The organism is Pseudomonas sp. NPDC079367, from assembly GCF_044542195.1.
GTDB lineage: Bacteria > Pseudomonadota > Gammaproteobacteria > Pseudomonadales > Pseudomonadaceae > Aquipseudomonas.
On the sequence record NZ_JBITTW010000044.1, the window covers coordinates 16,472 to 41,625 of the forward strand.

25 protein-coding genes and 1 tRNA gene are annotated in these 25,154 nt (G+C 53.7%); 15 read left to right on the top strand and 11 right to left on the bottom strand.

What is annotated here, in order from left to right; genetic code table 11:
• Both tgt and queA read right to left on the bottom strand, forming a co-directional pair.
• A partial coding sequence (gene tgt, locus ACIGDJ_RS24405; RefSeq protein ID WP_397504636.1) for a tRNA guanosine(34) transglycosylase Tgt occupies positions 1–1,025 on the bottom strand: 1,025 nt, incomplete at its 3' end.
• A gap of 14 nt (positions 1,026–1,039) precedes the next feature.
• On the bottom strand, positions 1,040–2,104 hold the full coding sequence (queA, locus tag ACIGDJ_RS24410; protein ID WP_083353529.1) for a tRNA preQ1(34) S-adenosylmethionine ribosyltransferase-isomerase QueA: 1,065 nt from the start codon (positions 2,102–2,104) through the stop codon (positions 1,040–1,042).
• A 108-nt stretch (positions 2,105–2,212) separates the two neighbouring features.
• Between queA and ACIGDJ_RS24415 the strand changes: the two genes are divergently transcribed.
• The 12 genes from ACIGDJ_RS24415 to ACIGDJ_RS24470 all read left to right on the top strand — a co-directional run bounded on the left by ACIGDJ_RS24415 (position 2,213) and on the right by ACIGDJ_RS24470 (position 11,741).
• Positions 2,213–2,297 (top strand) — tRNA-Leu (locus tag ACIGDJ_RS24415).
• A gap of 165 nt (positions 2,298–2,462) precedes the next feature.
• Positions 2,463–3,704, top strand: a complete 1,242-nt coding sequence (locus tag ACIGDJ_RS24420) for a tyrosine-type recombinase/integrase (protein WP_397480048.1) — start codon at positions 2,463–2,465, stop codon at positions 3,702–3,704.
• A gap of 246 nt (positions 3,705–3,950) precedes the next feature.
• Entirely contained in the window at positions 3,951–4,889 is a 939-nt protein-coding gene (locus tag ACIGDJ_RS24425) for a hypothetical protein (protein ID WP_397480049.1), read from the top strand.
• An 82-nt stretch (positions 4,890–4,971) separates the two neighbouring features.
• Positions 4,972–5,226 (top strand): AlpA family transcriptional regulator, encoded by a 255-nt coding sequence (locus ACIGDJ_RS24430; RefSeq protein ID WP_073473321.1) that lies wholly within the window; start codon positions 4,972–4,974, stop codon positions 5,224–5,226.
• Entirely contained in the window at positions 5,223–5,831 is a 609-nt protein-coding gene (locus ACIGDJ_RS24435) for a hypothetical protein (RefSeq protein ID WP_397480050.1), read from the top strand. The genes ACIGDJ_RS24430 and ACIGDJ_RS24435 overlap by 4 nt, the downstream gene beginning before the upstream one ends.
• Positions 5,828–6,133 (top strand): hypothetical protein, encoded by a 306-nt coding sequence (locus tag ACIGDJ_RS24440; RefSeq protein ID WP_099757109.1) that lies wholly within the window; start codon positions 5,828–5,830, stop codon positions 6,131–6,133. The genes ACIGDJ_RS24435 and ACIGDJ_RS24440 overlap by 4 nt, the downstream gene beginning before the upstream one ends.
• A gap of 376 nt (positions 6,134–6,509) precedes the next feature.
• Positions 6,510–6,671, top strand: coding sequence for a hypothetical protein (locus ACIGDJ_RS24445; RefSeq protein ID WP_397480051.1), 162 nt, complete (start codon positions 6,510–6,512; stop codon positions 6,669–6,671).
• Positions 6,668–6,952, top strand: coding sequence for a hypothetical protein (locus ACIGDJ_RS24450; RefSeq protein WP_083354188.1), 285 nt, complete (start codon positions 6,668–6,670; stop codon positions 6,950–6,952). Before ACIGDJ_RS24445 ends, ACIGDJ_RS24450 begins: the two co-directional genes overlap by 4 nt.
• Positions 6,949–7,221 (top strand): DUF3077 domain-containing protein, encoded by a 273-nt coding sequence (locus ACIGDJ_RS24455; protein ID WP_397480052.1) that lies wholly within the window; start codon positions 6,949–6,951, stop codon positions 7,219–7,221. The genes ACIGDJ_RS24450 and ACIGDJ_RS24455 overlap by 4 nt, the downstream gene beginning before the upstream one ends.
• Positions 7,218–10,124, top strand: a complete 2,907-nt coding sequence (locus ACIGDJ_RS24460; protein ID WP_397480053.1) for a DUF927 domain-containing protein — start codon at positions 7,218–7,220, stop codon at positions 10,122–10,124. Before ACIGDJ_RS24455 ends, ACIGDJ_RS24460 begins: the two co-directional genes overlap by 4 nt.
• A 91-nt stretch (positions 10,125–10,215) precedes the next feature.
• Positions 10,216–11,160 carry a chromosome segregation protein SMC gene (locus tag ACIGDJ_RS24465; RefSeq protein WP_397480054.1) on the top strand — a complete coding sequence of 315 codons (945 nt, stop codon included), beginning with the start codon at positions 10,216–10,218 and terminating at the stop codon, positions 11,158–11,160.
• 215 nt (positions 11,161–11,375) lie between these two features.
• Positions 11,376–11,741 (top strand): histone-like nucleoid-structuring protein, MvaT/MvaU family, encoded by a 366-nt coding sequence (locus ACIGDJ_RS24470; protein ID WP_397480055.1) that lies wholly within the window; start codon positions 11,376–11,378, stop codon positions 11,739–11,741.
• Positions 11,742–11,931: 190 nt separating this feature from the next.
• Here ACIGDJ_RS24470 and ACIGDJ_RS24475 read toward each other — a convergent pair whose 3' ends face one another.
• The 8 genes from ACIGDJ_RS24475 to ACIGDJ_RS24510 form a co-directional block, all read right to left on the bottom strand.
• Positions 11,932–12,708, bottom strand: a complete 777-nt coding sequence (locus tag ACIGDJ_RS24475) for a hypothetical protein (protein ID WP_397480056.1) — start codon at positions 12,706–12,708, stop codon at positions 11,932–11,934.
• Positions 12,709–12,799: 91 nt separating this feature from the next.
• On the bottom strand, positions 12,800–14,524 hold the full coding sequence (locus ACIGDJ_RS24480; protein WP_397480057.1) for a hypothetical protein: 1,725 nt from the start codon (positions 14,522–14,524) through the stop codon (positions 12,800–12,802).
• 106 nt (positions 14,525–14,630) lie between these two features.
• Positions 14,631–16,382 carry a hypothetical protein gene (locus ACIGDJ_RS24485; protein ID WP_397480058.1) on the bottom strand — a complete coding sequence of 584 codons (1,752 nt, stop codon included), beginning with the start codon at positions 16,380–16,382 and terminating at the stop codon, positions 14,631–14,633.
• A 168-nt stretch (positions 16,383–16,550) separates the two neighbouring features.
• A complete protein-coding gene (locus ACIGDJ_RS24490; RefSeq protein ID WP_397480059.1) occupies positions 16,551–16,943 on the bottom strand; it encodes a hypothetical protein in 393 nt (130 codons plus the stop codon).
• Positions 16,930–18,066 carry a polymorphic toxin type 44 domain-containing protein gene (locus tag ACIGDJ_RS24495; protein ID WP_397480060.1) on the bottom strand — a complete coding sequence of 379 codons (1,137 nt, stop codon included), beginning with the start codon at positions 18,064–18,066 and terminating at the stop codon, positions 16,930–16,932. Before ACIGDJ_RS24495 ends, ACIGDJ_RS24490 begins: the two co-directional genes overlap by 14 nt.
• A gap of 815 nt (positions 18,067–18,881) precedes the next feature.
• Positions 18,882–20,063 (bottom strand): DUF6932 family protein, encoded by a 1,182-nt coding sequence (locus tag ACIGDJ_RS24500; protein ID WP_397480061.1) that lies wholly within the window; start codon positions 20,061–20,063, stop codon positions 18,882–18,884.
• Between the two features lie 351 nt (positions 20,064–20,414).
• Complete coding sequence (locus tag ACIGDJ_RS24505) at positions 20,415–20,771, bottom strand: hypothetical protein (RefSeq protein ID WP_313001158.1); 357 nt, start codon at positions 20,769–20,771, stop codon at positions 20,415–20,417.
• Between the two features lie 171 nt (positions 20,772–20,942).
• Positions 20,943–21,161, bottom strand: coding sequence for a DUF6429 family protein (locus ACIGDJ_RS24510; RefSeq protein ID WP_313000826.1), 219 nt, complete (start codon positions 21,159–21,161; stop codon positions 20,943–20,945).
• A gap of 221 nt (positions 21,162–21,382) precedes the next feature.
• Between ACIGDJ_RS24510 and ACIGDJ_RS24515 the strand changes: the two genes are divergently transcribed.
• Positions 21,383–21,712, top strand: coding sequence for a hypothetical protein (locus ACIGDJ_RS24515; RefSeq protein WP_397480063.1), 330 nt, complete (start codon positions 21,383–21,385; stop codon positions 21,710–21,712).
• A gap of 28 nt (positions 21,713–21,740) precedes the next feature.
• On the opposite strand, the gene ACIGDJ_RS24520 is transcribed toward ACIGDJ_RS24515, so the two are convergent.
• Entirely contained in the window at positions 21,741–22,214 is a 474-nt protein-coding gene (locus ACIGDJ_RS24520; RefSeq protein ID WP_397480064.1) for a hypothetical protein, read from the bottom strand.
• Between the two features lie 209 nt (positions 22,215–22,423).
• Here ACIGDJ_RS24520 and ACIGDJ_RS24525 point away from each other — a divergent pair, with 209 nt between their 5' ends.
• Together ACIGDJ_RS24525 and ACIGDJ_RS24530 are read left to right on the top strand one after the other, a co-directional pair.
• Positions 22,424–23,161: a hypothetical protein gene (locus ACIGDJ_RS24525; protein WP_397480065.1), complete on the top strand. Its 738-nt coding sequence runs from the start codon at positions 22,424–22,426 to the stop codon at positions 23,159–23,161.
• A gap of 71 nt (positions 23,162–23,232) precedes the next feature.
• Complete coding sequence (locus ACIGDJ_RS24530; RefSeq protein WP_397480066.1) at positions 23,233–25,152, top strand: alkaline phosphatase D family protein; 1,920 nt, start codon at positions 23,233–23,235, stop codon at positions 25,150–25,152.
• Positions 25,153–25,154: the final 2 nt, after the last annotated feature.

A 25,154-nucleotide genomic window follows, 5' to 3' on the forward strand; every position in this document is an offset into this window, starting at 1 on the left:
CCAGCCATCAGCACCTGATAATGGCGCAAGTTATGGATGGTATTGAGCATGCTGCCGAGCATTTCGCCGCACTTGTCCAGGTGATGCAGATAAGCGCGCGAGAAGTTCTGGCAGGTATAGCAATCGCAGGTCGGATCCAGCGGCGATTCATCATGGCGATGGAACGCGTTACGGATCTTCAGCACACCGGTATCGATGAACAGATGCCCATTGCGGGCATTACGGGTTGGCATCACGCAATCGAACATGTCCACCCCGCGGCGCACACCCTCAACCAGATCTTCCGGTTTGCCAACGCCCATAAGGTAACGAGGTTTGTCAGCGGGCATCTGGCCCGGCAGATAATCCAGCACCTTGATCATTTCGTGCTTTGGTTCGCCTACCGACAGACCGCCGATGGCGAGGCCGTCAAAGCCGATCTTGTCGAGGCCTTCGAGCGAACGCATGCGCAGGTTTTCATGCATGCCGCCCTGGACGATGCCGAACAGCGCCGCGGTGTTGTCGCCATGGGCATTTTTCGAACGCTGCGCCCAGCGCAACGACAGCTCCATCGATACCCGCGCAATGTCTTCGTCAGCCGGGTACGGCGTGCATTCGTCGAAAATCATCACGATGTCGGAGCCGAGATCGCGCTGCACCTGCATCGATTCTTCCGGGCCCATGAACACTTTCGCGCCGTCGACTGGGGAGGCGAAGGTCACGCCCTCCTCCTTGATCTTGCGCATCGCGCCGAGGCTGAACACCTGGAAGCCGCCGGAGTCGGTCAGGATCGGGCCTTTCCACTGCATGAAATCGTGCAGGTCGCCGTGCTCCTTGATCACCTGCGTGCCAGGACGCAGCCACAGGTGAAAGGTGTTGCCCAGAATGATTTCCGCGCCAGTGGCGACGATGTCGCGCGGCAGCATGCCCTTGACCGTGCCGTACGTGCCGACCGGCATGAATGCCGGAGTCTCGACGGTGCCACGGGGGAAGGTCAGGCGACCACGACGAGCCTTGCCATCGGTGGCCAGCAGCTCAAAGGACATTCGACATTCGCGACTCATTCTGTTTCCTCTGGGCCCGACTGTTCAGGGGCAGTTGGAGCGGGATTGCGGGTGATGAACATCGCATCCCCGTAGCTGAAAAAGCGGTAACCGTTTTCCACGGCGGCCTTGTAGGCGGCCATGGTTTCGGGATAACCGGCAAACGCGGAAACCAGCATCAACAGCGTGGATTCCGGCAAATGGAAATTGGTCACCAGGGCATCGACCACATGAAACGGCCGGCCCGGATAGATAAAGATGTCGGTGTCGCCACTAAACGGCTTGAGTACACCATCGCGCGCCGCACTTTCCAGCGAACGCACGCTGGTGGTGCCGACCGCAATCACCCGACCGCCACGCGCACGGCACGCAGCGACCGCATCGACCACATCCTGGCCGACTTCCAGCCACTCGCTGTGCATGTGGTGATCTTCGATCTTCTCGACACGCACCGGCTGAAACGTCCCCGCGCCGACGTGCAACGTCACGAACGCAGTCTCGACACCCTTGGCGGCAATCGCCTGCATCAGCGGCTCATCGAAATGCAGCCCCGCCGTCGGCGCCGCGACCGCGCCCAGACGCTGGGCATACACGGTCTGATAACGCTCGCGATCCGAGCCTTCATCCGGACGATCTATATAAGGAGGCAACGGCATGTGCCCGACGCGATCGAGCAGCGGCAAGACTTCCTCGGCAAAACCCAACTCGAACAACGCATCATGACGCGCGAGCATCTCGGCTTCGCCACCGCCATCGATAAGAATCTTCGAACCCGGTTTCGGCGACTTGCTGGAGCGCACATGGGCCAGCACGCGGTGCGCATCGAGCACGCGCTCGATGAGAATTTCCAGCTTGCCGCCGGACGCTTTCTGCCCGAACAGCCGCGCCGGAATCACCCGGGTATTGTTGAACACCATCAAATCGCCCGGGCGCAAATGCTCAAGCAAATCAGTGAATTGACGGTGTGCCAGGGCGCCGCTCGGCCCATCGAGGGTCAGCAGGCGACTACCGCGACGCTCGGCCAAGGGGTGGCGGGCGATCAGCGAATCAGGAAGCTCGAAAGTAAAGTCAGCAACGCGCATGATGGGGTTCGTCTAGCAGGGCCGGAAAGTCTAGCGGAAATATCGAAAATTGACCATGAAACGTGATTGACCAACGGTAATCACCTCTCTATTCTTGGCCGCCATTGAGCCCTGATGGCGGAATTGGTAGACGCGGCGGATTCAAAATCCGATTTCGAAAGGAGTGGGAGTTCGAGTCTCCCTCGGGGCACCATATAGCAGTATCTGAAAGTCTCTACCAGACTCTCAGACCCAGAGAAACCGGCCACTTGAGCCGGTTTTTTTGTGTCTGGCTATCTACTCCTGTATCCCTTTATCCGTTGTATCCCTGTATCCCTGCTTGTATCCTGAGAAAATTACCGAACTTTGGGATACAAGGATGAAGCGCGCAGACATCAAGCGCCGCCCTCTCGCTGACACGACACTCGCGGGATTGGAGCCGGAATCAAAGGAATACCGGGAGCTAGACGGAAACGGCCTCTATTTCAGGGTCAAACCTGATGGTGGCAAGTCTTGGCAGCTTCGCTACAAACGTCCGGCGGGCAATTGGGCATGGATGGGGCTCGGGGGTTACCCGGAAGTAAGCGGTGCACTTGCACGAGACAAAGCGGCCGATCTACGCAAGATCGTAAGTAGCGGTGCCGATCCTCTCGAACAGAAGAGATCTGCCAAAGCAGCCATTAACGCTGCCAAGACTAGAACCTTTCGAGCGGCTGCTGAAGCTTGGCTGAAGGCCAAAGAGGAAAAGGGCCTCGCCACCTCCACCCTTAACAAAATTCGCACCTACCTCGACAAAGACATACTCCCAGCATTGGGAGATAAGCCACTCGATGAAATAACCCGTACCGACTGCGCGAATCTTCAGGCATCCCTCGAAGCCCGAAACGCACACAACGTGGCGGAAAAGTGTCGCACCTGGGTCAACCAGATTTTCGGCCGTGCTATCGGATTAGGACTGACTGAAAACGATCCGGGCAGCCGCCTTCGTGATATTGCAGCGCAGGCCCCTAAGACTCAGCAACACCCACACTTGCTTGAACCTGAGCTGGCTGAATTTCTTCACGCACTAAAAAACACTCCGAGCAGACTGACAGCCCGCACAGCTGCATGGCTTTGTTTATGGACAGCATCGCGTCCAGGCATGGTGCGCTTGGCCGAATGGAAAGAGTTCGACCTTGAGAAAGCCATCTGGACCACGCCCGCCGCCAAGATGAAGATGCGTCGGGATTTTGTGTGCCCTTTGCCCCAGCAAGCGGTTACCGCCCTTAAGGAACTGCACTGCCTAACAGGACGGAGTCGCTGGCTTTTCCCCGGCGTAGGAGCCAAGAACCCGACCATCAGCGAAAACACAATCAACAAAGTCTTCGCGACCATCGGCTACAAACGTCGCCTCGTTGGGCACGGTACTCGACACACAGCGAGTACATTGCTTCGAGAACATGGCTGGCCGAAGGAGCATGTTGAAGCGCAGCTAGCACACAAGGAAGAAGGTATTTCAGGGGTCTACAACAAAGCTCAATACTTAGAGCAGCGCGTAACCATGATGCAGTGGTATGCCGATCATCTTGATGGACTTGCAGCTGGCAATGTAGTGCAAGGCCAGTTTGGAAAGGCAATATGACTTCCCTACCTATCACCCAGTGCAAAACCAGTGTAACGCGTGTTACAGGTGTAACTAAAAACGGTAAACAATTGATTTCCTTGGGTTTATTTCCAGTTACACGCGGCAAAACACCGGCCCTTTCTATGTGTAACGTCCCTGAATCGTGTAACAGGACTCTACCCCCCTCAGCCATGCTGGCGGCCTATCCATTTGACGTGCGCCGCTGCGATAACACGCCGATTCCGGGGCGACGGGGGAGCCAGAATGGATATTGAACTGGACGCTGACTTAGCGGAGCTGGAAATTGCAGGAGTCGACGTCGAATGCCTAATTAGGGACATGGACGATATCGAAACAGCTGTTCTAGAGTTAGCGCTGTACCCGCAGTTCAACGACTATTTTCGAGAAACATTCGATCTTATCAATGCCGCCACTTCATTCTGGCTTGAGGATGGGGCCTACGCGCTCTGTGCCGAGCGCGTCACAGGAACTTTGTTTCGACTCCGTGACGTCATCGACGAACATGCTAGTGCCACGGAAGCCGGCTCTTTGCCAAATGTCATTCGACAGCTCCCAGGCTTCAATCATCAAGCAACGGACTCGCAACTGGTCGCGGCCTTCGCCCTAGTGCTCGGTACCCAAGCATTGGAGGTCCTCGCGAATTGGCTGTTCGAACTTGAGCTAGCGACTTACGACATCGATGCCGAACTGATAGAGCAACTGAGAAATGAATCGCCGCGTCAGTACCTCGCCCTCATTGAGAAAGAGCGATATCGACGTAGCGGATTTGAAATTCGAGCACGAGAGCAATTTGCTGTTTTTATGGGAGAGGCTAATCAGACGCTGTTGATGGCAAATTTTTATCAACAAGTGGAGCGCATGGATGTATCCAAAAATGGTTTCAACACATCAAGTCTAATGCGCCGACTACTCGACGAAGCTTTCTCAGCGAAAGCAACGAGGCGTGGCCAAGAGGCAGGTAAAGGCAACCTAGACCCCAGCTCAAAAACACAAACGGAGGCCATGGATCGACGGTCAAAAATCAAGGCTGCCGCAGAAACGATTATTGAGGGACGCAAGATTGAGAAGCGAAGCCTTAGCGATGCGGAGCTAACCAACCTTCTTTTCGATCAAACAGTACATGGCACAAAAAAAACCATCCGAGAGCATTTGACCGCCCTAGGCCTTAGACCCTTGAAATAAAAAGGGGAACAGACACAGTCCGTTCCCTCTCCCATCCGTAGCGTATGACCTGTTGTCTCTATTCACACAGGTTTAGATCGCTATGACTACCCAACTAAAAACCATCACCCCACACGACCCCGCTACGACGCTCATTCGCATGCCGGAGGTCATCTCAATCGTAGGGCTCGCACGCCCGACTATCTACAAGCTCATGCGCCAACCTGAGAGCGGATTCCCGCTGCCAGTGAAGCTGAGTACCAGCAACGCCCGAAGTGCTCCAGTTGCATGGGTCTTGGGAGAGGTACAGGCGTGGACACGAGCGCGTATCGCCGCCCGTGACCAGGTGGCCGCATGAAGCGCAATTACTGCCCATTCACGGGACCATTTCTAGACTCTTACAGCATCGGATTCCGCCTCTACCAGCCCGTGGGGATCAACTGGCGCCATCGCACCATCGCAGGAGTGAGCTGGAATGGCGAAGAGCAGGAAGCATTCTTTTTCAACCCTGACGGTTTCGTGCTTCCACTCAAAGCTAACCCTTGGGAGCTGCCAGAACTGATCCGCGAAAATGCGGTGCGCAGAGAGTTTTCGAGCGTTCACGGCTCCGGCTATTTCGCTATGAGCGAAAGCCGCCTCGCCTCGTTGAAATCGCGCGGCATGACCGACTGGGTTACCTACTGGCTCGTCGATCAATCAGCGGGATTCGCGAACGATCCGGCGGTATGGAAACGCATCACGGATGAGGATCTTGCCGTCGAGAAGACAACAAGCGAGCGCGCTCATCAAGATATGCGCTTGACCTCCGACTTGAACGGTTATGTCGAGGAGTGTGTTGCACAACGCCGCGAGCAAATGGCCGTTGTACGCCGTCGCCGCTGTGCTGAAGACAGCAAGATCCTCGCTTGGCTCAAAGGCGAAACACCGCCGCCACTGTTTGCTAATGCGCAGGAGGCAGCATGAATCGCAAGATCGCTGATAACGCCTTGATGCATCCGTTCTCCGTGCTGCGCCGGATCGGATTCTCTACTCGCCTCATGCAGCGCCTTGAACGCCACCGCAGCCGACAGGAAAAGCGAGGCCGCGTGGTCAGCGTACTGAGTTGGGCTGACGGTACCTGGTGCGCCCTCTCCCTTCACTGCGAAAAAACCGGCGCAGTAATCGTCGACGAAGGCCAGCAAACCCAAGCCTATGAAGACGCCCGCTCGATGCTCAGCGGCGGCTTCCTACCGCTCCTATCCCTGCGCTGGGAAGCCCATGCCTGAAACGAAAACGCCTCCGGGGGCGATCCGGAGGCGTTGAGGTCAATCTACATGCACGAACAATTTATGCCGCACCTGAAAAAACCGCAAGCCATGAGCGCAGTTGCACTTTCGAAAAACGGACGTTACTCTCTGGCCGTCGCTGCAAATTCAGCGATTGGGCTTGGCGGCCCAAACAGTACAAGGCGCAACAGCGCCCCCATTACGATTGCAGGCGCTTTTTTTGTGCCCGCATTCCCGTGTTATGGCGGGTTGCGTAGGAGCACCCTCGGGTGCGCCGGTCTCCTTGTACGCCGGTCCGCCAATCCTGCGCAATCCGTCACCCTAATCTGCTTGGCGGCAGACGGTGGCGGTTCCTCAGTACAAGGAGCCTTCACAAATGCAATACGCCCTCAATCCGTCCAAAGTTCGCGCCGCTGCACACCGTGCAATGGCTCTCGCCGCTTTACACGCCAACTCCAGCCTCGCTACACGCCTCTCCCGTTACAACGCTCACATGGTCAAAGCCCGCGCACTCGAAACCGCAGGCGGTGCCCAATGAACAATGCCTTGAGTTTCGCCCTGCCCGAAGACCTGCTCTGCGTGAATCCGACAGCAGAAGCCGGTGTGCCCATCGACGCCATCACCTGCGCCATTGCTCGCGCCGACTCGGTTCTGACGCTGCTTGAAGAACACTTCGAAAACGACTCCTCGCGCCTTGCTAATCACGTCATCGCGGCCGTCCTCTGGGACGTGCGCGGCACCCTTGGTTTGATCAAGACGCTGACCCTGCACGGCGACTCCACCTCGATGCCTGCTGCGCAGAAAGGCGGTGCGCTATGACCACGTCCACCACGCTAGGTCACGCCACATTTACTCGCGTGAACGCCACCGATTTGAAGTTGTTCCGGCTCAATGCCGGAGTACCGGTCGAGGATGCACTGGAGATGGTTTCCCTGCTGCAGCATCACGCCAACCTACTCAACTTCGACGCCGCCATGAGCGACAGCGGTGAGCGTTTCAGTTGGCCTGCTCTGTACCTTGGCGAGATGGCCAAAGCGCTGATTGATGACATCAACGACGCACTGTTTCTGCCGAGGGCTGACGCATGAGCCAACGCCCGAGCACCTCCGCAAAACGTCCAAGCTTCGCCGACGTGAAAGCCGCCGCGCTGAAAGACATTGATCGCGTTCTGTCGCACTGGCTGCCCAATGGCAAGCGCGTTGACGGAGGCAAGGAATACACAGCAGCCAACCCAACCCGCAGCGATAAGCGCGCCGGTTCGCTCAAGATCAATCTGAGCAAGGGCACATGGGCGGACTTTGCTACCGGCGACAAGGGCGGCGACCTGATTGATCTGGTGCGCTACCTGGACGGCGGCACTGACGTCGAGGCCTGCAACAAACTCGCAGACCTACTGAATGTTGGGCCCGGCACCGCCCAGGCGAAGACAGTTCCTGCCAAAATAAAAGCACCTGAGTGGATTGCTATTCAGCCGATACCAGCGGAGGCCATGAACAAGTGCCCTGCCAAGCATCGGCAGCACGGCGTGCCGTCGAAGGTCTGGATCTACCGTGATGCGCAAGGCCAGCCGCTAATGGCGCTCTATCGCTTCGACTTCGCCCCTGACGAGGACGGCAAACCGAAGAAGGTTTTTGCCCCCCTAACATGGTGTCAGCGCGCCGATGGCCAGACCACGCAATGGCGCTGGCAGGGTCTGCCCGATCCACGTCCGCTGTTGCGACTTGATGAACTCGCTCAGCGCAGTGATGCACCGGTAGTTTTGTGCGAAGGCGAGAAAGCTGCCGACGCTGCCGCCGAACTGTTGCCGAACCATGTGGCCACCTGCTGGCCGAACGGCTCCAACTCCTGGCACAAAGCGGACCTGTCACCCCTCAAAGGGCGCGACGTGCTGTTATGGCCGGATAACGACGACAGCGGCAAAGTCTGCATGGATACCGTCGCCGAGAAACTGCGCGAAATCGGCGCCGCCCCGGTTCGAGTCATCGCGCTTGAGGTGTTCAAACGCAAACCTACGTTCAAGAACGACAGCGCCGCTTTTGCCAAGGGTGGTCAATGGGACGAAGGTGATGACGCCGTCGATGCGTCCGCCAAAGGTTGGACAGCCATCCACTTCGCCGAGCTGCAAAGCAGCGGCGAGCTGTATGGTTTGGTCGAGGAAAAACCATCCACGGTGCAGACTGAAGCCAAGCCGGAAGCGAGGACGAAACCCGCAGCCAAGCGCCCGACAAAATCGAAAAACGATCTGATGCCCGGTGGCTTTCGATTGACGTCCGAAGGTGTGTTTTATGCCGGTGACGACGGCGAAGCGCGTCCGGTGTGTTCCCCACTGGAGATCCTTGCCCGCACTCGCGACGACAAGGGCCAGAACTGGGGATTGTTGGTTGAATTTGACGATCCCGACGGCGCCAAGAAGCGCTGGAACATTCCGGCGCGCACCATGACCGGTGACTTCGGCAAAGATGTGCTGGGTCCACTGGTGGACATGGGGCTACGCCTCGCAGGCAGTCGTTCTGGCCGGAATGCACGCAATGACCTGCAGAGTTATCTCGGCGGCTTCGACAGCGCGCAACGGGCTCGACTGGTCACGCGCTTGGGTTGGCATGACACTGCCTTTCTACTACCCGAGCAGCAGGTAGGCGCGCACAGCGAACACTTGCACTTCTACGAGGCCGGCTCGCAACTTCCGCCGATCAGCGAAGCGGGCACGCTTGAGCAGTGGCAGGAGCAGATTGGCGCGCTTTGCGTCGGTAACCATCGTTTGGCATTTGTCGTCGGCGTGGCCTTCGCAGGGCCGCTGCTGCACATGCTCGGCCATGAGTCGGGCGGATTCCACCTGTACGGCGACAGCTCCGGTGGCAAGACCACGCACCTGCAAGTTGCCGCCTCGATCTACGGCGGACCGCGTCTGGTGCGTTCGTGGCGGTCCACCGACAACGCGCTCGAATCCATCGCCGCCGCGCATTCCGATGGCCTTCTGGTCTTGGATGAAATTGGCATGTGCGACCCGCGCATCATTGGCGAGACCGTGTACATGCTCGGCAACGGCACCGGCAAGGCACGCGCCAACGATCGAGGCCAAGCTGGCCGACAGGTACAGGAGTGGCGCCTGCTGTTTCTCTCCACCGGCGAGAAGACGCTGGCCCAGCACATGGCCGAGGCCAACAAGGAACTGAAAGCGGGCATGGAGGTGCGCATGCTCGCCGTCCCGGCCGACGCCAGCAAAGGCCTCGGGATGTTCGACTCGCTCAACGGTTTCGAAGATGCCGCCGCTCTGTCCGACGCGCTCAAGGCTCGCGTAGCGAAGTACTACGGCACACCGCTCACGGCATTCCTGACGACACTATGTGAACCCGGCAAGCGTCACGGCTGGACGGCCATCCTGCGCCGCACGCTGGAAGGTTTTATCGCCCAGTCGTTACCGGCGTCGGCCAGTGGACAAGCGCACCGTGCCGCCGCTCGCTTCGGTCTCGCCGCTGCAGCGGGCGAGTTGGCCACCGCGATGGGGATCACCGGCTGGCCCGACGGAACTGCCACCACTGCCGCCCGCGTGTGCCTCAACGCATGGATGAACGAGCGCGGCGGCGCGGGTAACTTCGAGGGCGATGCGATCTTGGCTCGGCTGCGCCAGGTCATCGAGCGCTTTGGCGAAAGTCGATTCACCCGCTGGGAATCAGCAGCGGCAAAAATCGATGAGCACGGTCCGCGCACCATCGACAGACTGGGTTTTCGTAAGACGCTGGAGCACGGGCTCGGAGATTCCCTGCACACCACCAACACCTATTACGTGCTCCCTGAGCTATGGCGCTCGGAGATCTTCCGAGGCATGAACATCAACGCGGTGAACAAGGAACTGCTACAGCGCGGTGTTCTGGAACCGGGAAAGGATGGGAAGGCGTCGAGCCTGATCCGGTTACCCGGTCTCGGCACGCAACGCTGCTACATCGTGAAGACGATTCCGGGAATGGATGAGAGCGAGGCTCGGGCTGCCTGAGGGCATCTTTGCTGATCGAGGAAGCGCCGGCTCATTCCCGGCCTCGCCAGCCACTCAACCAACCCAATCGAATTGAAAAGAGAATAAACACATGAACGAGATTCAAGACTTGAAAGACCGTCGCGACCATCTGCGCAGCGAGGCAAAACAGCTGCACGCCGAAATGCTGCCCCTTGAGGCAGTGCTGGAAAGTGAGGAAACCATCGAGCCGACTCAGGAGCGCGCACTGCGCGACACGTACAACGAGCTGAAACGGAATTTCGATTCGCGCAATCTCAATGCTGACCTTTTGGATCGGAGGATCAGTCGCAGTGAAAACCTCGCCAATTGCGAATCCTTGATGACGGGGTACATCGAGACAATGGATAACTGGAAGGCTGATGAGCAAGAGCTGAACGAAAAGCGCCAAAGCCTGAGCACCCGCCTAGAGCAGATTCAAGTACAAGCGGCAGAGGACATGGCCAAAGCCCGTCAGGCTGAAACGGACGCTGCCACTGCGTACGCGCAGGCCGTTGCATGGGGCGATACCGAAGGCGAGAAAACCGCGAACGCCGACGCACAAAAGGCCGCAAAGAACCTGACTACTGCCGCCGAACATAACCGTCGGCAACACTTGATCATGGCCGCGCTGGAGCAGGAGCTGGTCACCGTAGATAAATACATCGCAGAAGCTCGGGCAAAGCATGAAGAGATAGAGCGCACCGCCCTGTTGCTATCGCATACGGTACTCGAAGAGCAATGGAACGATGCCGCTAAAGCGTTGTTCGAGGTTGGCGGAAAGCTTTGGGCGAACTACAACCTGCTCGGCCGTGACCAGATTGGCCTTATGAAGCTTGCCGTTCCAGAGCAAGGCGAGAACTTTGGGAAGTGGACATGGGAAGAGCTATCAGCTCGCTCGCGCCAGTACCGCGCGCGGGACTTGTTCCATCTCGACGGCTTAGCGACGCCGAACCAACCTGAAGTCATGAGCAATCTGGAACAACGTAAGGATGAACGTAATGAACAAGCCGATACAGAACAGCGCCATTTGGTCTGACACGCTCAAAACTCGGAAGGCCCATCTCAATGCCCTCTTGAAGACCATCAACGCAGGCCCGGGCAAATCCAGTCCAATACAAACGCTGACGATTAACGCGATCAAATCGGAAATGACGCACATTGACGACCAACTGAACCGTCGAAAATAGCGCTGAACTTATAACTAACTCGTTTTATCTTAATAACTACTCACGATCACTCAAGGGAAAGACAATGTCCAAACTCGCAGAGTACCGCCAGCTGGAAAAACACCTCGCTGAGCAGCTCCAGGCACTGGAAGCACTAAAAGGTGATGACGGACTGAAGAAAGAAATCGAGTTCGAGACCAAGCTGCGCAAGCTGCTTGAACACTATGGTTTCAGTCTGAAGCACATCATCAACATTCTTGAGCCGCAAACCACGGCGCGGCGTCCAAACCCAGCTCCGGCTGCAAACAAACGCAAACCACGCGAACTCAAGGTATACAAAAACCCGAATACCGGTGAAGTGATCGAAACCAAAGGTGGGAATCACAAGGCGTTGAAAGAGTGGAAAGCGATGCACGGTGCCGACGTCGTCGAGGGATGGCTTAAGAAGTAAGTCAGCTTCACCTGAAAAAGGGCCCACTCGGGCCCTTTTTAGTGACTACTTGATTGAAAAGAGCAATATCATAATCAACTCACAGCCGCCTTACGAATCTCATATATTTTCTAGATCCCACTAGAAAGATCGGACACTGCTTTCGGCCAAAAGCAAACCTAGAAGTATCTATTAACCGAGCACAAATTAGTTAGCCTTCATCCAATTTTAGCTCAAACTCTATAGGAGCACTTCTTAATAACTGCCCCGGCCCTGGACCAAAGCGTCTTGGCACTGTCTCCTCCTCTAATGAGGCGGACCAAATATCAAGAATTTTGGCAGAGTCAATTTGCTGGGTACTTTCAGCAATCGTAACAAATCTTTTAATTAGCGCTGCTATTATTGCGTACGAAAGAGATATGACATGTGGAAGCACTCTAAAGCCGCTTTCGGAAAATCCATCATAGGCAATTTTATTGTTTCTTCCGAGAAGATAACTTTTGGTTATTGCGTCATGTGTTCTATGTGTGTACTTACTAAGATCGCTGTATAGACTACTTAAGTTTTTAGCTTTATCCTGACACTCATGTTTTTTTATGAATTCTCTAAAAATCCGATGCGGAATTACCTCATTATCATACCATTTATCAAGCTCTTTCTTACCTCTGTCACCTGCCAGATAAAAATAAGCTGAAATATCCATTGTTTCTACCGCATCACGAAATAGACGCGCGGCAATTCGATGCCTCTTTTCTTCAGTTAATTTCAAGGCATCCACTAACGCTTCCAGAGCATCTATTTGTATTAGCCAGATTGCTTTATCGAGAGATTTCTCATCTCGATCAAAGTACATATCTTTGGTTGCGTAATGAGATTTTATTAATGACAGAACTTTACTAGCCTCTCTATGAAATTGCTCTTGCCCTCCATACTCATAGGGTTCATTCCACGCATCTTCCGTGTCTCTTTCCCATACAAAACTTGGCATAACTCTCTCCCACAAAGCCAGCTAGTAACTTATCATACCACGATTTCCAATCGCTAAAGCGCACCGCATATTTCTTGGAGAAAACTTATAGTTATTGGTTGCTCACACCATCCGCTGAAAAAAGATCTTCTATATTTTTAAGATCATTTTCAACTTGCGTGCAGATATATCGAAAATGATTCGAGAATGTCTCATGGTCTAGAAGTGCCCTCTCTGTTAGCTCTTCCCCTTCGCTACCTGTGACGTGCCCCTTGACTTTTGATCTAAGTAATTGGACGCTTCTAAGCCCACTCAGCTTTTGAGCACTGCCAACGGAGAGACTATGGTTGTACAGCTTCTCCAGTAAAGAAATACTGCGCTCCTCCGTCATGTAAACGATCTGGCTCTTATCTAGCTTTGCACGTATCGGCTTGATTTGAAAACCTTCTACGACAAGCTTCGCTAAATCCATAATCGCATCTGCCCACTCGTCTCGACTCGCTGAAATAGGCGTAACTACCCGCTCGAGCAGCTTTTCATCGCTCAATGACCACCATGCTGTATTTTCACGATTCCAATCTCTCAGGCGGTTCAAGAGGTTTCTCAAAGGATCCGCCGAATCGACCCATTCACCTTCGAAATCATTAATTATTGCGCGCTGCGATATGCTGGATTTCGGCTTTTCGTTGTAACTAAGCCAATGAAGCTGCTCCTTATATGGAATATTACGAAGATCACAAATGTAAGCATGGACTTGACCAGCCTCATTGACATCAATACCTCTTAATCTCCAAGCATTTCTGCAGTATAAGTCTCGATCCACAAACGAGTACTTGTCACGATCCGTCTTATACTTGGAAAGCACTTCCGGACGGAAGAATACAGGTGAAAGCTCAAAGGGCAGAGAATTACCCTCTGCTTGAAAATAATTTGTGGTAGCTTCTGGGGATGTCGATATTTCGGTGACCATATTGTTTCGAAAGTCGAAGGCAATAAATTCAGCAAATTGCCTTTTTGGGGAATCTCCTACTACACCTCTTATTTCGTTCTGTATGGACTTCTTCGTTTTCTTTGGACGGATTATTTGCCGACCTGTGGTATAAGCTGCATGTCCTGGGCATACAAGTTGATGGTAGGACATTTCATTGGACGCATCAGTCTCAACTGGTGGAATTTTCGGCCACCCGTTAAATTTATCTCGGCGCAGCAGTGTGAAATCAAATCTGCGAACAAGCACTGAATCCATCGCCGAAAGATATTTTTCAAGCTCATCCCACTTGAATGTTACGAGGGTCAGATTCTCTGTAGCATTTCTATTAGTTATAGATACAGTAGCTTCGAGATCTCCTAGCTCGTCAAAGCGGCAATAAGCGTTTTTTTCCGGCCGCCAATGAATTCCAGCAATATGAGCATACTCTTGATTTATTTCGACATAATGCTGCCCCTTGCCCTCCCACCCTTCGAATGATCTGCAGAATACGAGTTGAGAGCCAACCTGTTTACCATTAAATTCCAACTGAACTCCGCGTTCAACCCATACGTCTTTTTTTCCTCCACCCCAAACATAACTTGCTACAGAGCTATAGGAGTCAAACGTTAGGCTTGAAATTTTGCTTCGATCAGCACGAACTAGCCATTTTCGAGGAACGAGGATCGTGTCGACGTAGGTATATTCCCCATTTGCAAATATAACAACTTCGTCAGAATTAGCGTTGTTATTTAAGAAACGGAGGTGTCCTGCTGCAGTTATCCACTCATCATATTGAGATTGATCGGAAGGCATGACATCAAGTGTGTTTATGAACTCTGCAATTTTCTTGTGCGTGTAGTTGTGCATTGCTACTCCGGTCTGCCCAGCCCGCTCCAGCTGGAGAAATGATTGGTTTGCGCGTCTGCCGGGCACACTTCATGTCATGCTCAGCCGCTACATGGAACAGAGCTAGTCACCCGCGGGCAAGAATTCTGCTCAACGGCCTATTAATTGCTGCAAAGGAGCTGATCACACCATCCAAAACAAAATCCAGCGCTCTGCCATGTCCCTGATGCAATGTAGCAGTATCGAAGCCTTGGTCCTGCAACCTTTCGACAATCTTACTCACTGAATCGTGGGCGTCAGCGATACGAAGATCGTAGTTAACGAACAACATTGCAATATCGTCATTTTTGGCATTCCAGCCGTCTGGCTCATTCTTACTTTTGAGCGCATCCGGCGCTTCACAGTTTTCATCAAAACTCGCTAGGAGGTTCAGTAATGCCTGTAGAAGCTTTAAGGTACCTAGACTGGCGACCGACTTTCGCGGAACACCCATCGCTTCTAGAATCTGTTTGAGGAAACCATCGGGAAGTTTCTGCCAGATTTCATGTACAGATTTGCATCGAGCGAGAAAGCCTTGTTGGGTCATATCCAAGGGAGACACTTGGGCAAGTTTTGTAACTTGAGGATAATTCAGCCAACCATCAGCTTCAATGGCATGCCGCGTAAACCCTAGCAGTTCGACAGCGGATTTTTCTATGCCTAGCGCCGTCCCGAGCTGGGAAAGGTTCTCTCCCAGGGACAACATTTGTGAGAGAAACCTATCCACTTTGGAAACAATGTGTTCTTCAGTCAGGTCGTGCTTCACAACCCCTAAATCAACAGCATGGATATGAGCATGTAAAGTTTCTCGAACTGGTACTCCCTTGTACAAGTCCCTTATTTCCACCTCAATTAGGTTTCTTCCTACTCGCCGACACCCTGTAAAAGACCACTGCCCCAGGTATGAAGGGCTACAGTTCCAATCACCATGCATATCAACGGGCGTACTATCATAGAGCCTGTTCTGTTCATATCTTTCGAGAAATCTATCATCGAGATAGACTGTCTTATCGCTCCTGACAATGTCGTTTGCGCTAGCGTGAGTAACCTTTCCAACAACACCTGGCCAAGTCAGACCATCTGCAGTCTGCTGAGGGCAAAGCTCACAGGATACGGCATCTACCGTGGCCCATACTTGAAGCAGCAAACCATCCTCTGTTTCCCGAAGATCACCTTCAAGCCAACTTCCCGGCGTACCAAGGGAAAAAAACTTAGAGCCATTCATCAACTTACGCAATGGAAGGCTATCTTTGAGTGTCACTTGGTAGTAGAACTGACGAACGCCACGCCCCCCCCTAAGCCACAGATACTTGCGAAGATACTCGTTGGACATTAACCAGTTAACATCTCGGGAGGGGCTGAAATTGTACTGAAAAGACACTTCTCCTTCCGCGACTCCGAACTCAGGAAGGCTCAAGTCATCGTAAACTAAGCGTTGTTGCTCATTGCCAATGCAGCGGGGCGTTAAACCCAGTGACATCCATACTTTCTCGGCCAAGTTATAGGTGAAAAATAAGCTGCTACCCCACGAGGCAACCACGTAATCATGACCGCTCACACTCGGCGCGAAATCTCGTTCGCTACCTTTCTCTCGGACAATTGGTAATCCGTGCGCCACAACACTGTCACAATGAAGGACTGGCGTCGCATTCCCGTCGTCAGGAACGACAGCCATCACCATGTGAACGGTCTCTCTGTTCCATTCTGAGCATTCTGTTTCAGTAAAACTACTGACCGCTACTCGTTCCAACGGATCGATTCCGATTGGCTCCAAAAGAGAGCGAAGGCGTTGCGGTAGTAGATCGGCCGAAATTGGAAAGTTCCCCAAGTAATCAAACATCAGTTTTCTCCTCGTCTGCCATTCCAATATACGGGCCAAAAAAAATCTATTTATAAGCAGAGTAGCTGCTAATCTGGCTTCATTGGCTCTCAATGACTGCTTCAGGCCGTTATCTGCCTTTCTCGACAAACAGAGAAAGGTCAAGCAGTACCCCAGCGACCACAAACCCTACTTACAAACTTTCAATCGATCTCTATCAGTGCCACTGCCTTCACTAGTGTCAACCTCACCGTTACGGTCAATATGAATTTCCGTTGTCGGCCATTGTGGCGTAATCATGGCGCAACGGTTCAGGCCCTTCGCATCCCACCAGTCGAGACGCATGAAAAAGTCATCACTAGGAAAGATATGTCCTACGTCACCCGCTGTCTTTCCAGGCAGCAGTTCACCGCGAACGATGGTGTGCTGGGTGTTCAGAACGTAACTAATTTTCTTGGTACCGTCTTTTGAGTAGAAAACGATTACTCGCGGTATTGCTACGTACCAACACGCCACAGCACCAATGAGAAAAAGCCCTATCCAACGCCCAATATGCCGTGGTCGCTTTTCACTCGCAGACATGTTTTTGAACCCCTGTACCCCAGTCAGCTATTGGCACTGCCAAAACCTTGTCCATGATGATTTGCGCACTGACACCGCCGTTCGGATACTCCTTGTAGAGTTCCATTCCGAGGATGATCGACACCCGATCAGGAGCATCGTCCCATGCTCGAATCCCTTGTACGCCCTCCGTCCTTCGTGGACCATCAAACCTCTTAGGGTCTTGGAGGAAGCGCCAACTGTCTGAGCCTATTTGCTCAACGCCAGCGCCGTCCAATTGCACGCTCTCAGAGAGTCCACCGGCTAAGCCGACGTACCCATAGTGGATGTTCGACCAGATGTCGTAGTAGAAGTCATACGCCCCTTGCTTGTGCCAAGGTGCACCGAACAGTTTGGCCAGTTTTTTCTTGTGGTCCCAATCCTGACCCTGCCCCACCTGTTTCGTCCAGATGGCGAAAGACTTCGCCTTTTTCCCCAGTGCCATGCTGTAAAACTGGGGGTCTCGCCCTAGGCGCAGGTAGAGCGGAAGCTCCATAAACTTCTTGGTTTCCGCCTCAGGATCGAAGCTGTTTAGTTCTTTCATTTCCAAGACTGCCGGGTCTTTGATATTCCGGTTCATCTCATCGGCAATGTATTCGGCCAGCTGCTCCATCATGTCGGGGTCTTTGCACGCAGTGGGTGCTTCTGGCTCTGTCTTAGCTTCGGGTTGTTCGGTGCTGGCCTGCGGATCTACCAAAGCATTCGCTGCTAGAGCCTTCTCTTTCAAATTTGGATCAGCGAGCAAGGTCGCCATCCTTTCATCGTCCAAAGTGCCGTCTGGACGGAACGCACCCAGTGCCACGAAGTTGATGATGGTTGCACCACCAGCATCGCCCATCACAAACCCGCCACCCACATCACCTGACCCGGTGATGACGGTTCCGCCATGGCTGGTAGGACTGCCCAGGTGGGCCATAGGACGGCCATTAACCTGAATCGATGGAAACCCTGTGGTGATTACGGCACCACAACCACATGTATCGCCGACACGTGCGGAGCCCATAAAGTTGATATTTACGTCGCCACTGGCGGAAGCAATTGGGGTGATGCCATGGCCGGGCAATGGGCAGACATGCTTGTCACCCAATCGAGCGGAGGGAGTCATTCGTCGTCCTTGTCGTGCATTCTAAAACCTCGATTAGGAGGTCAATGCGTTCAATAGTTCTCGAAAGACTAGCGCACCGGGCAGCGTCAAGTCTGTAGGAAAAGTCTGAGCCCGAACCCTGCGCCTGCAGGTTTTGTACAACAGGGGATCTTAAAATCCCGTAACACCGTTCCGCAGTGTTACACCAGACACAAGGTAAGCCACAAGCGGGTGTTACATCACTTTTATCCTTTAAAAACAGATACTTAATCTATTGCGCAACACCTGTAACACCTGTAACACCACATTTAAAAGGTATCCGTCCCCCGCCCCCCATTAGCAACGCGTTCCGACAGCGATGAGACTCAGCAGGTGCCGGGGCCCCTGAGGCTTTTTGACACATACGGGGTCGGAAACCCGCCGGACTTTGTTAGCGGACAGGTGCGCAGCTTAGTGAACTGGTGAACCGGGTGAACACACAGTTCACCAGTGCAATTGCACAAGGTGTTGGGAGGTCGCCGGGGACCCTGAGCATGTCTGAATGGCACGGGGCACAAAACCCGCGCGATCTTGGTAGTGGCTGATGTTTCTCCATTGGTTGACAGGTTGACTCGGTTGACGGCCCAAGGTGTCCATAATCATCGACACAAAAGGCCATCGTTACCAATGCGGTAACGATGGCCTCTTTTCAGCAGAATTCTTTCGATTTCAATGACTGAAATTTCAGTAACTTTGAAAACCTTCCACTAACGAAGTCCCGCGGGTTTCCGACCCCGTATCTCATAGCAAGTTACAGGGTCCCCAAGGGTATTTAATACCTGAGTTAAAAACCTTTCCTATGGATTAGCAGACGCATTTCTTTTCAGATATTCAAAAAACTCTTTCATGCCAGCACCCTTGTTGCTATTCAGGTAAGGCATCCACATCGTTCGGACAACGTCGCGCTTAATAACATTATTATGATCAAAAATATTATTACGTGGCTGGTCAAGTATTGATGAGTCACTATTAAATCCGCTAACTCCTGCTCGACCAAAAAGCGGATCAAGCTCGATCCATTTTTTATCTGGCATCCACTTCACCCACTGATCGTTTGGAGCAATCTCGTTTCTAACCCTCCCAACTTTATTTCCTGCACAAGCAGCCCAATCATAATTCTCATTCAGAATACTACCTGTCAAAATGATAGTATTAAATGTCACAGGAGGAACCTCCTCAAAACCTGACATGTAGGCTCCAACAATATACGTACCAAACGAATGCGCGATAACAGAAATCTTCTCACCATTCTGACAATAGGTCTGCTGGATGTCATAAATCCACTCCCTAAAGTCGTCAACTGCTGCTTTACGCTTACCTTTATTCAGCAGTATGTCTGGCGTCTCAAACCCATAGAAGTACGGAGCTACGATCCACCCTTGATTACTCGCTGCAGGCAACACATGGGTATTCCACCCTCCGTTGGACATAATACCGTGAACCGTAACCAATACCCCTGCCGGCTCATTGAGCTCTATAAGCTCCCTATTTATATATGCACGCTTAATAACCTCATAGGTATCATCATCTGTAAATTGACGTATTTCCCAGGCGGCCTGACTAGAATTTAACAAAACTTGAATGATTCCAAGATTTTGATTAAACCTTCCATTTTGGAGCAAGTGAATAAAGGCGTTTAGAATTTTCGGATCGTCCTCCGAACAAAACATTACATCCAAGCGCCGCCCAGATATCAGAAGTCGTTCGTTCTTTGTAGGAATATGCTCTCTGCTCTTAAGAACTATCAACGCATCTAAATCGTGCGGGTCTTTCTTCTCTGTTATGAAAGATCCACCAATAAATACATAATTCGCATTCCTAGATGCTGCGAAATCGAAAATATCTACAGCTGCTTTCCTGAAATCTTGTCGGATTTCATTCTCCGAACAGAATTTTTCGATAAACTCGGAGCCCGAACAAGTATGGATACCTTCAGGAAGAAAACCTTGTTCGTTGAAGGCGGGGATGGAGGTTGTCATAGTCACTATTCGCAAGAAAAAAATGAGGATAGCTGGACGGTTGGCGGAGAGCCATCACGCCAAAGACTGAAGCAAACTTTACCGTGTATCCCTGTGTGTATCCCCGAATGTATAATCAGGCTGCAAGACTTGAAATATATGGCACGCACGAGTCTCCCTCGGGCACCAACACAGAGAAAAAGGTCTTGCGAAAGCAGGGCCTTTTTTTTCGTCTGGAGGAAAGTGGTTGGTGCAATGCCGAGCACTAAAGCCCCGCCCGACGATTGAGCTTGAAGGAACCTGAATCACCGCATCGCTGAAACAAAAGGTGGCTTTCACCATCGCGGAATACCAAACCGCGTGAAACCGTCCTCATAACCTAGAGGCTATCTCTTTCCACATGTAGTCATAGTTGTATTCCAGCCAACGTACCAACAGTTTGTCGTACTGCCTGCGAAACCAATTGCGCCGTCGCGCCGCGAGCCTCTCCTCTATCTCGGATCTGAGCCAATCAGGGTCGAACCCAGTCCATACAGTGGGCAGAACTGCAGCAATGTTTGTGAAACACACGGGTGCTACTTCTGAATAAAAAATCCTGTAGAGCACCGCTGGATCAACGCCCCTTAGCTGACGAACGACGTAGTCGTAATCAGTGGGGAAATGATTGAAAGGCTCTGATAAGGCATCTCTGACCCTAGTCAGTTGTGGTTCGTTCAGAAGATGTCCCAATGCAAAAATCCTCCGATTCCTTATCCAGTAACTCGCTACCGTTTCGCCTGCAGATCTGCGTGCAACCGCACCAACAACAATCGTATGCATATCCCCATGGCGAGCCATGATCAAACCTGACGTTATCTTGCCGAGCAACAGCTCAACTACAGAATCGGGCGTTTGCCCAACCTATTCCTTAGCTCCAAATATCCGCTCAGCAATCTCCCGCCCCCGCTCCAACCCTTCCTTCGTCAACCATATCGACTTGTTCCTGTTAACCGGATTACTGATCAAACCCTGTTCGTGCAAACGGTTCATGATTTCAAAGTCATAGCCCTTCCACGCATTGCCGTCGTCGGAGCTATAGGCAGCCAGGAGAGCAAGGACCGCGTCGTCGACCAGTTTCATGTCGTATTCCATGATGGTCACTCCGCTGATGTTCAGTGTTTGTAAACAAAGCGTCGTATCAAAGTGGATGTCAATGCTGCGCGAGCTTGTAGGTTTTAGATGCCCGATTGCTGGTTGCCTCGCATGCGATCCCCGCCCGTATAATCACGCCCGCACGTCAAACCTCCTCTGGCGTTTCGCGCATTGGTTTCAAGCCCTCCACTTCACTGACAGACATCCCCATGGAAACCTCACTGGAAACCGTCGCCCTCTTCTCCCTCAAACTCGCCTACGAAGAAGAAGGCCTGAGCCCGATCCTGCGCGATGACATGGTCATGGGTGATTATCAGAAAGACGTATTCGAGCTACTGGTGAAGCGCGGCGATGTCGAGGCCATTCAGTTCAAGATGAGCGAATGCCTGAACCTGGCGCTGGATGCTTTGGGTGGGGTCGAGAAGCCGTTGGGGCGGGAGTTGCGCAAGTTGTCGGCGGAGTTGGCTCAGGCGCGATCGGTGGAGCAACTGGGTCAGCCGCTGCTCGCGCTGAAGGGGTATTTGAGAGACATCCTCTAGTACACAGGCTGTTACCCCAAAGTAAGCATCAGCCGACAGCGCCGCTGACCAGAATCCAGTCACTTGTTGGCAAACCCAGACGCATTGATACCGCGGCAACGAACACAAATCCGAAAAACGCCAACCACAGGTACCACAGCCTGACCTTACTCACTAGCCGCCAGAACTTGGGCTGTGCAAGCGCTGCCGCCGATTCAAGCACTTTCACGTCGAATGGGCCTGGTGTGCGATGTCCAATACGCAGCGCCATGGTTTCAGACATAGCCTTGTAAAACCTGATCAGCCCATGGCACTTGACCATACACACCGAACCCAGTAATCCGACTACCATCAGGGCATAGACAAGCCAGCTATCTTGCTCATCCAGCTTTTGATCAATAGCCATCACAGCGATCAATGCTCCAATGACCACCGTGAGTGTGTTCGCAATAGCGCGGCGCTCGTCCTGGTGGTGTCTGACCTGCTCACAATAGTGCTGGTAGACGCTGATCTCAGCTTCCATGCTTTGCTCTCTTGATGTTCTGGAATGGTCGACTCGATCCGACCGTGGCGCAGTCTAATGCGTCGCCTTCGGACATCGCTTTTTTATTGCCTTATCGGGGCCAAGTCGATGGCATAAGCCGTTGCTTTTGTTATCTTCCTTCTTTTTACCAGTGTACCTGCGGCAAGCGCGCGGACTTCGCACTAAAAGACATCAAGGAAAAAGATCAAATGGAGTTTCTGCGTTTTCTGGCGTTCGTCGCTGTCTGGGGTTTCATGTGGCGCTGGGTGGTGAAGAATCGCGGCAGCTGGAATATTGTCTACGGCAACATCGTTGGCGCGGCGGGCGGCTTCATTGTCGGACTGGTGGTGTTGTCGATCACCTTTTCTCTGTTTCCTTCGTCGTTCGATCACGAAGCAGCGCAGGCGCAAAACACACCAGTCGTCGAGTCGACCTCTGTACTGCCTGAAGCCGAGGCAGTCACGCCCGCCACCGAGCTGAAAGATGCGCCGGTTTTTGCTGCCATTGAGGCGGACGACATGCCTTCTCCCGCCGACTCCGCACTGTTGCCGAATTACATCAGTCGGGCACCGCAATCAATGGCGGTACAGACGGTGCTGGATCAAAGCGACTATGAGGGCCGCATGGCCCTGGCCGCGCTGAACAAGAAACTGCGCGGCGACGCACAGGCCGACAAGTCGATGATCGCGTATGTCATGTGCAGCCCGTTTGTCACCAGCACCCTGCGTTATCCCGCTTCGGCGCGTTTTGCTGACAGCAAAGCGCTGGTCAGCCATCGCTTCAAGGATCAGGTCTACACCTTCAGCAACAACGTCACCGCGCGCAACATGAATGGCGACGATGTCACCTACCGATTCGATTGCTCTGTACAACAACTGCCACGGGTTGATGCGACCGCTGGGGAATGGCGTTTGCTGGCGCTGAAACTGCAAAAAGCCGACTCTTAAGGCTGATTTAAGGGATCAGGGCGCCGGCTGCGCTATCATCGGCGGCCTGTGCGCCTTGAACTTTGCCCTCAATGTTTTCAACACCCGATGACCTGATCTCGCTGCCTCCTGTTCTGGCCGGCCCGTTGCTGCGGCGGCTGGAACCGACACGCGTGGTGCTGTGGCTGGTGGCCACGCGTGAACTGTCGCTGACCTTGCGCCTGCAGGGTGTAGGAGATATTCCGCTCGATGCGCAGAAATGCACAGTCATTGCCGTAGGCCGTCATGCCTTCGTGCATCTGATCGACGTTCAACTCGAAAGCGCCCTGCCCTGCGACACCCGTATCGACTACGACCTGCTGATCGATGACACCATCGGTATGGCTGAATGGTCGCCGCATCTGCTTTACCCCGGCGGCGCCTGCGCGAACCTCGTGGTGCGTTCGCGGATCGACCAATTGCTCCACGGCTCGTGCCGCAAGCCGCATCATCCGGCAACCGATGGTTTGCTCTGCGTCGACCAACTGCTGGCCGAGGAAACCGATGCGCAGCAACGTCCGGCGTTGCTGATGATGAGCGGTGATCAGGTCTATGCCGATGACGTTGCCGGGCCGATGCTGCGGGCGATCCATGCCTTGATCGAGCGCCTGGGTCTGTTCGATGAGCACCTTGACGGCGCCGTGGTCAGCGACAGCGCCAAGCTCTATGAGCACCCGGCCAGCTACTACCACCGTGCGGATTTGTTACCGGCGCTGGAGAGCAACGAGACCTTGCGCGAGCGATTTTTCGGTGGCGCGCGTAAGCCGATTTTCACCAGCAGCAGTGCCGACAATCACCTGGTGACGTTCGCCGAAGTCATGGCCATGTACATGCTGGTGTGGTCGCCGACGCCGTGGTCGCTGATCAACCCGAGCGCGCCGACGCTGACGCCGGAACGCTCCAAGCGCTACCACCTTGAGCAAACGCGCATCGATGCCTTCAAGGCGGGCCTGGGCAATGTCGCGCGGGCGCTGGCGCATCTGCCGAGCCTGATGATTTTCGATGATCACGACATCACCGATGACTGGAATCTTTCCGCGCAATGGGAGGAAACGGCCTACGGCCATCCATTCTCCAAGCGCATCATCGGCAATGCGCTGATTGCTTATCTGTTGTGTCAGGGCTGGGGCAACAATCCGGACGCTTTCAAAGGAATGCTGGAGCAGACCGCACAACTGAGCGCGAGTGGCGACGACGGCTATCTGGACATGCCGGTGCAGGACGATCTGATTGATCAGTTGCTGCGTTTTCAGCAGTGGCATTTCGTGCTGCCGAGCAGTCCGGCGCTGGTGGTGATCGACACGCGCACCCGGCGTTGGCGCAGCGAGATGGCCCTCAAGCAGCCGTCGGGCCTGCTCGACTGGGAAGCCTTGAGCGAGCTGCAACAGGAACTGCTCGATCACCCTTCGGCAATCATCGTTTCGCCAGCGCCGATCTTCGGCGTGAAGCTGATTGAAACCGTGCAAAAGGTGTTCAGCTGGTGCGGCTATCCGCTGCTGGTCGACGCGGAAAACTGGATGGCCCATCGCGGCGCGGCACAGGTGATCCTGAACATTTTCCGACACTCGCGCACACCAGGAAGCTACGTGGTGCTGTCAGGCGATGTGCATTATTCCTTCGTCTACGAAGTCCTTATCCGCCATCGCAAGGCCGGCCCACGGATCTGGCAGATCACCAGCAGCGGCATCAAGAACGAATTCCCGCCAACCCTGCTGGAATGGTTCGACCGCCTCAACCGCTGGCTCTACTCACCGCGCTCGCCGTTGAACTGGTTCACCAAACGCCGCCTGATGCGCATCGTCCCGTATACGCCGGAACATGCCGAGGCCGGGGAACGGCTGTGGAATTCAGCAGGGATCGGACAGGTGTTTTTCAATGACCAGGGGCAGCCGAGCGAGATTATTCAGCACAACTCGAATGGGGCGCAGAAGACGAGGATGCTGGCGCCGGAGTCTAAAGATGTGCCGGACTAAAG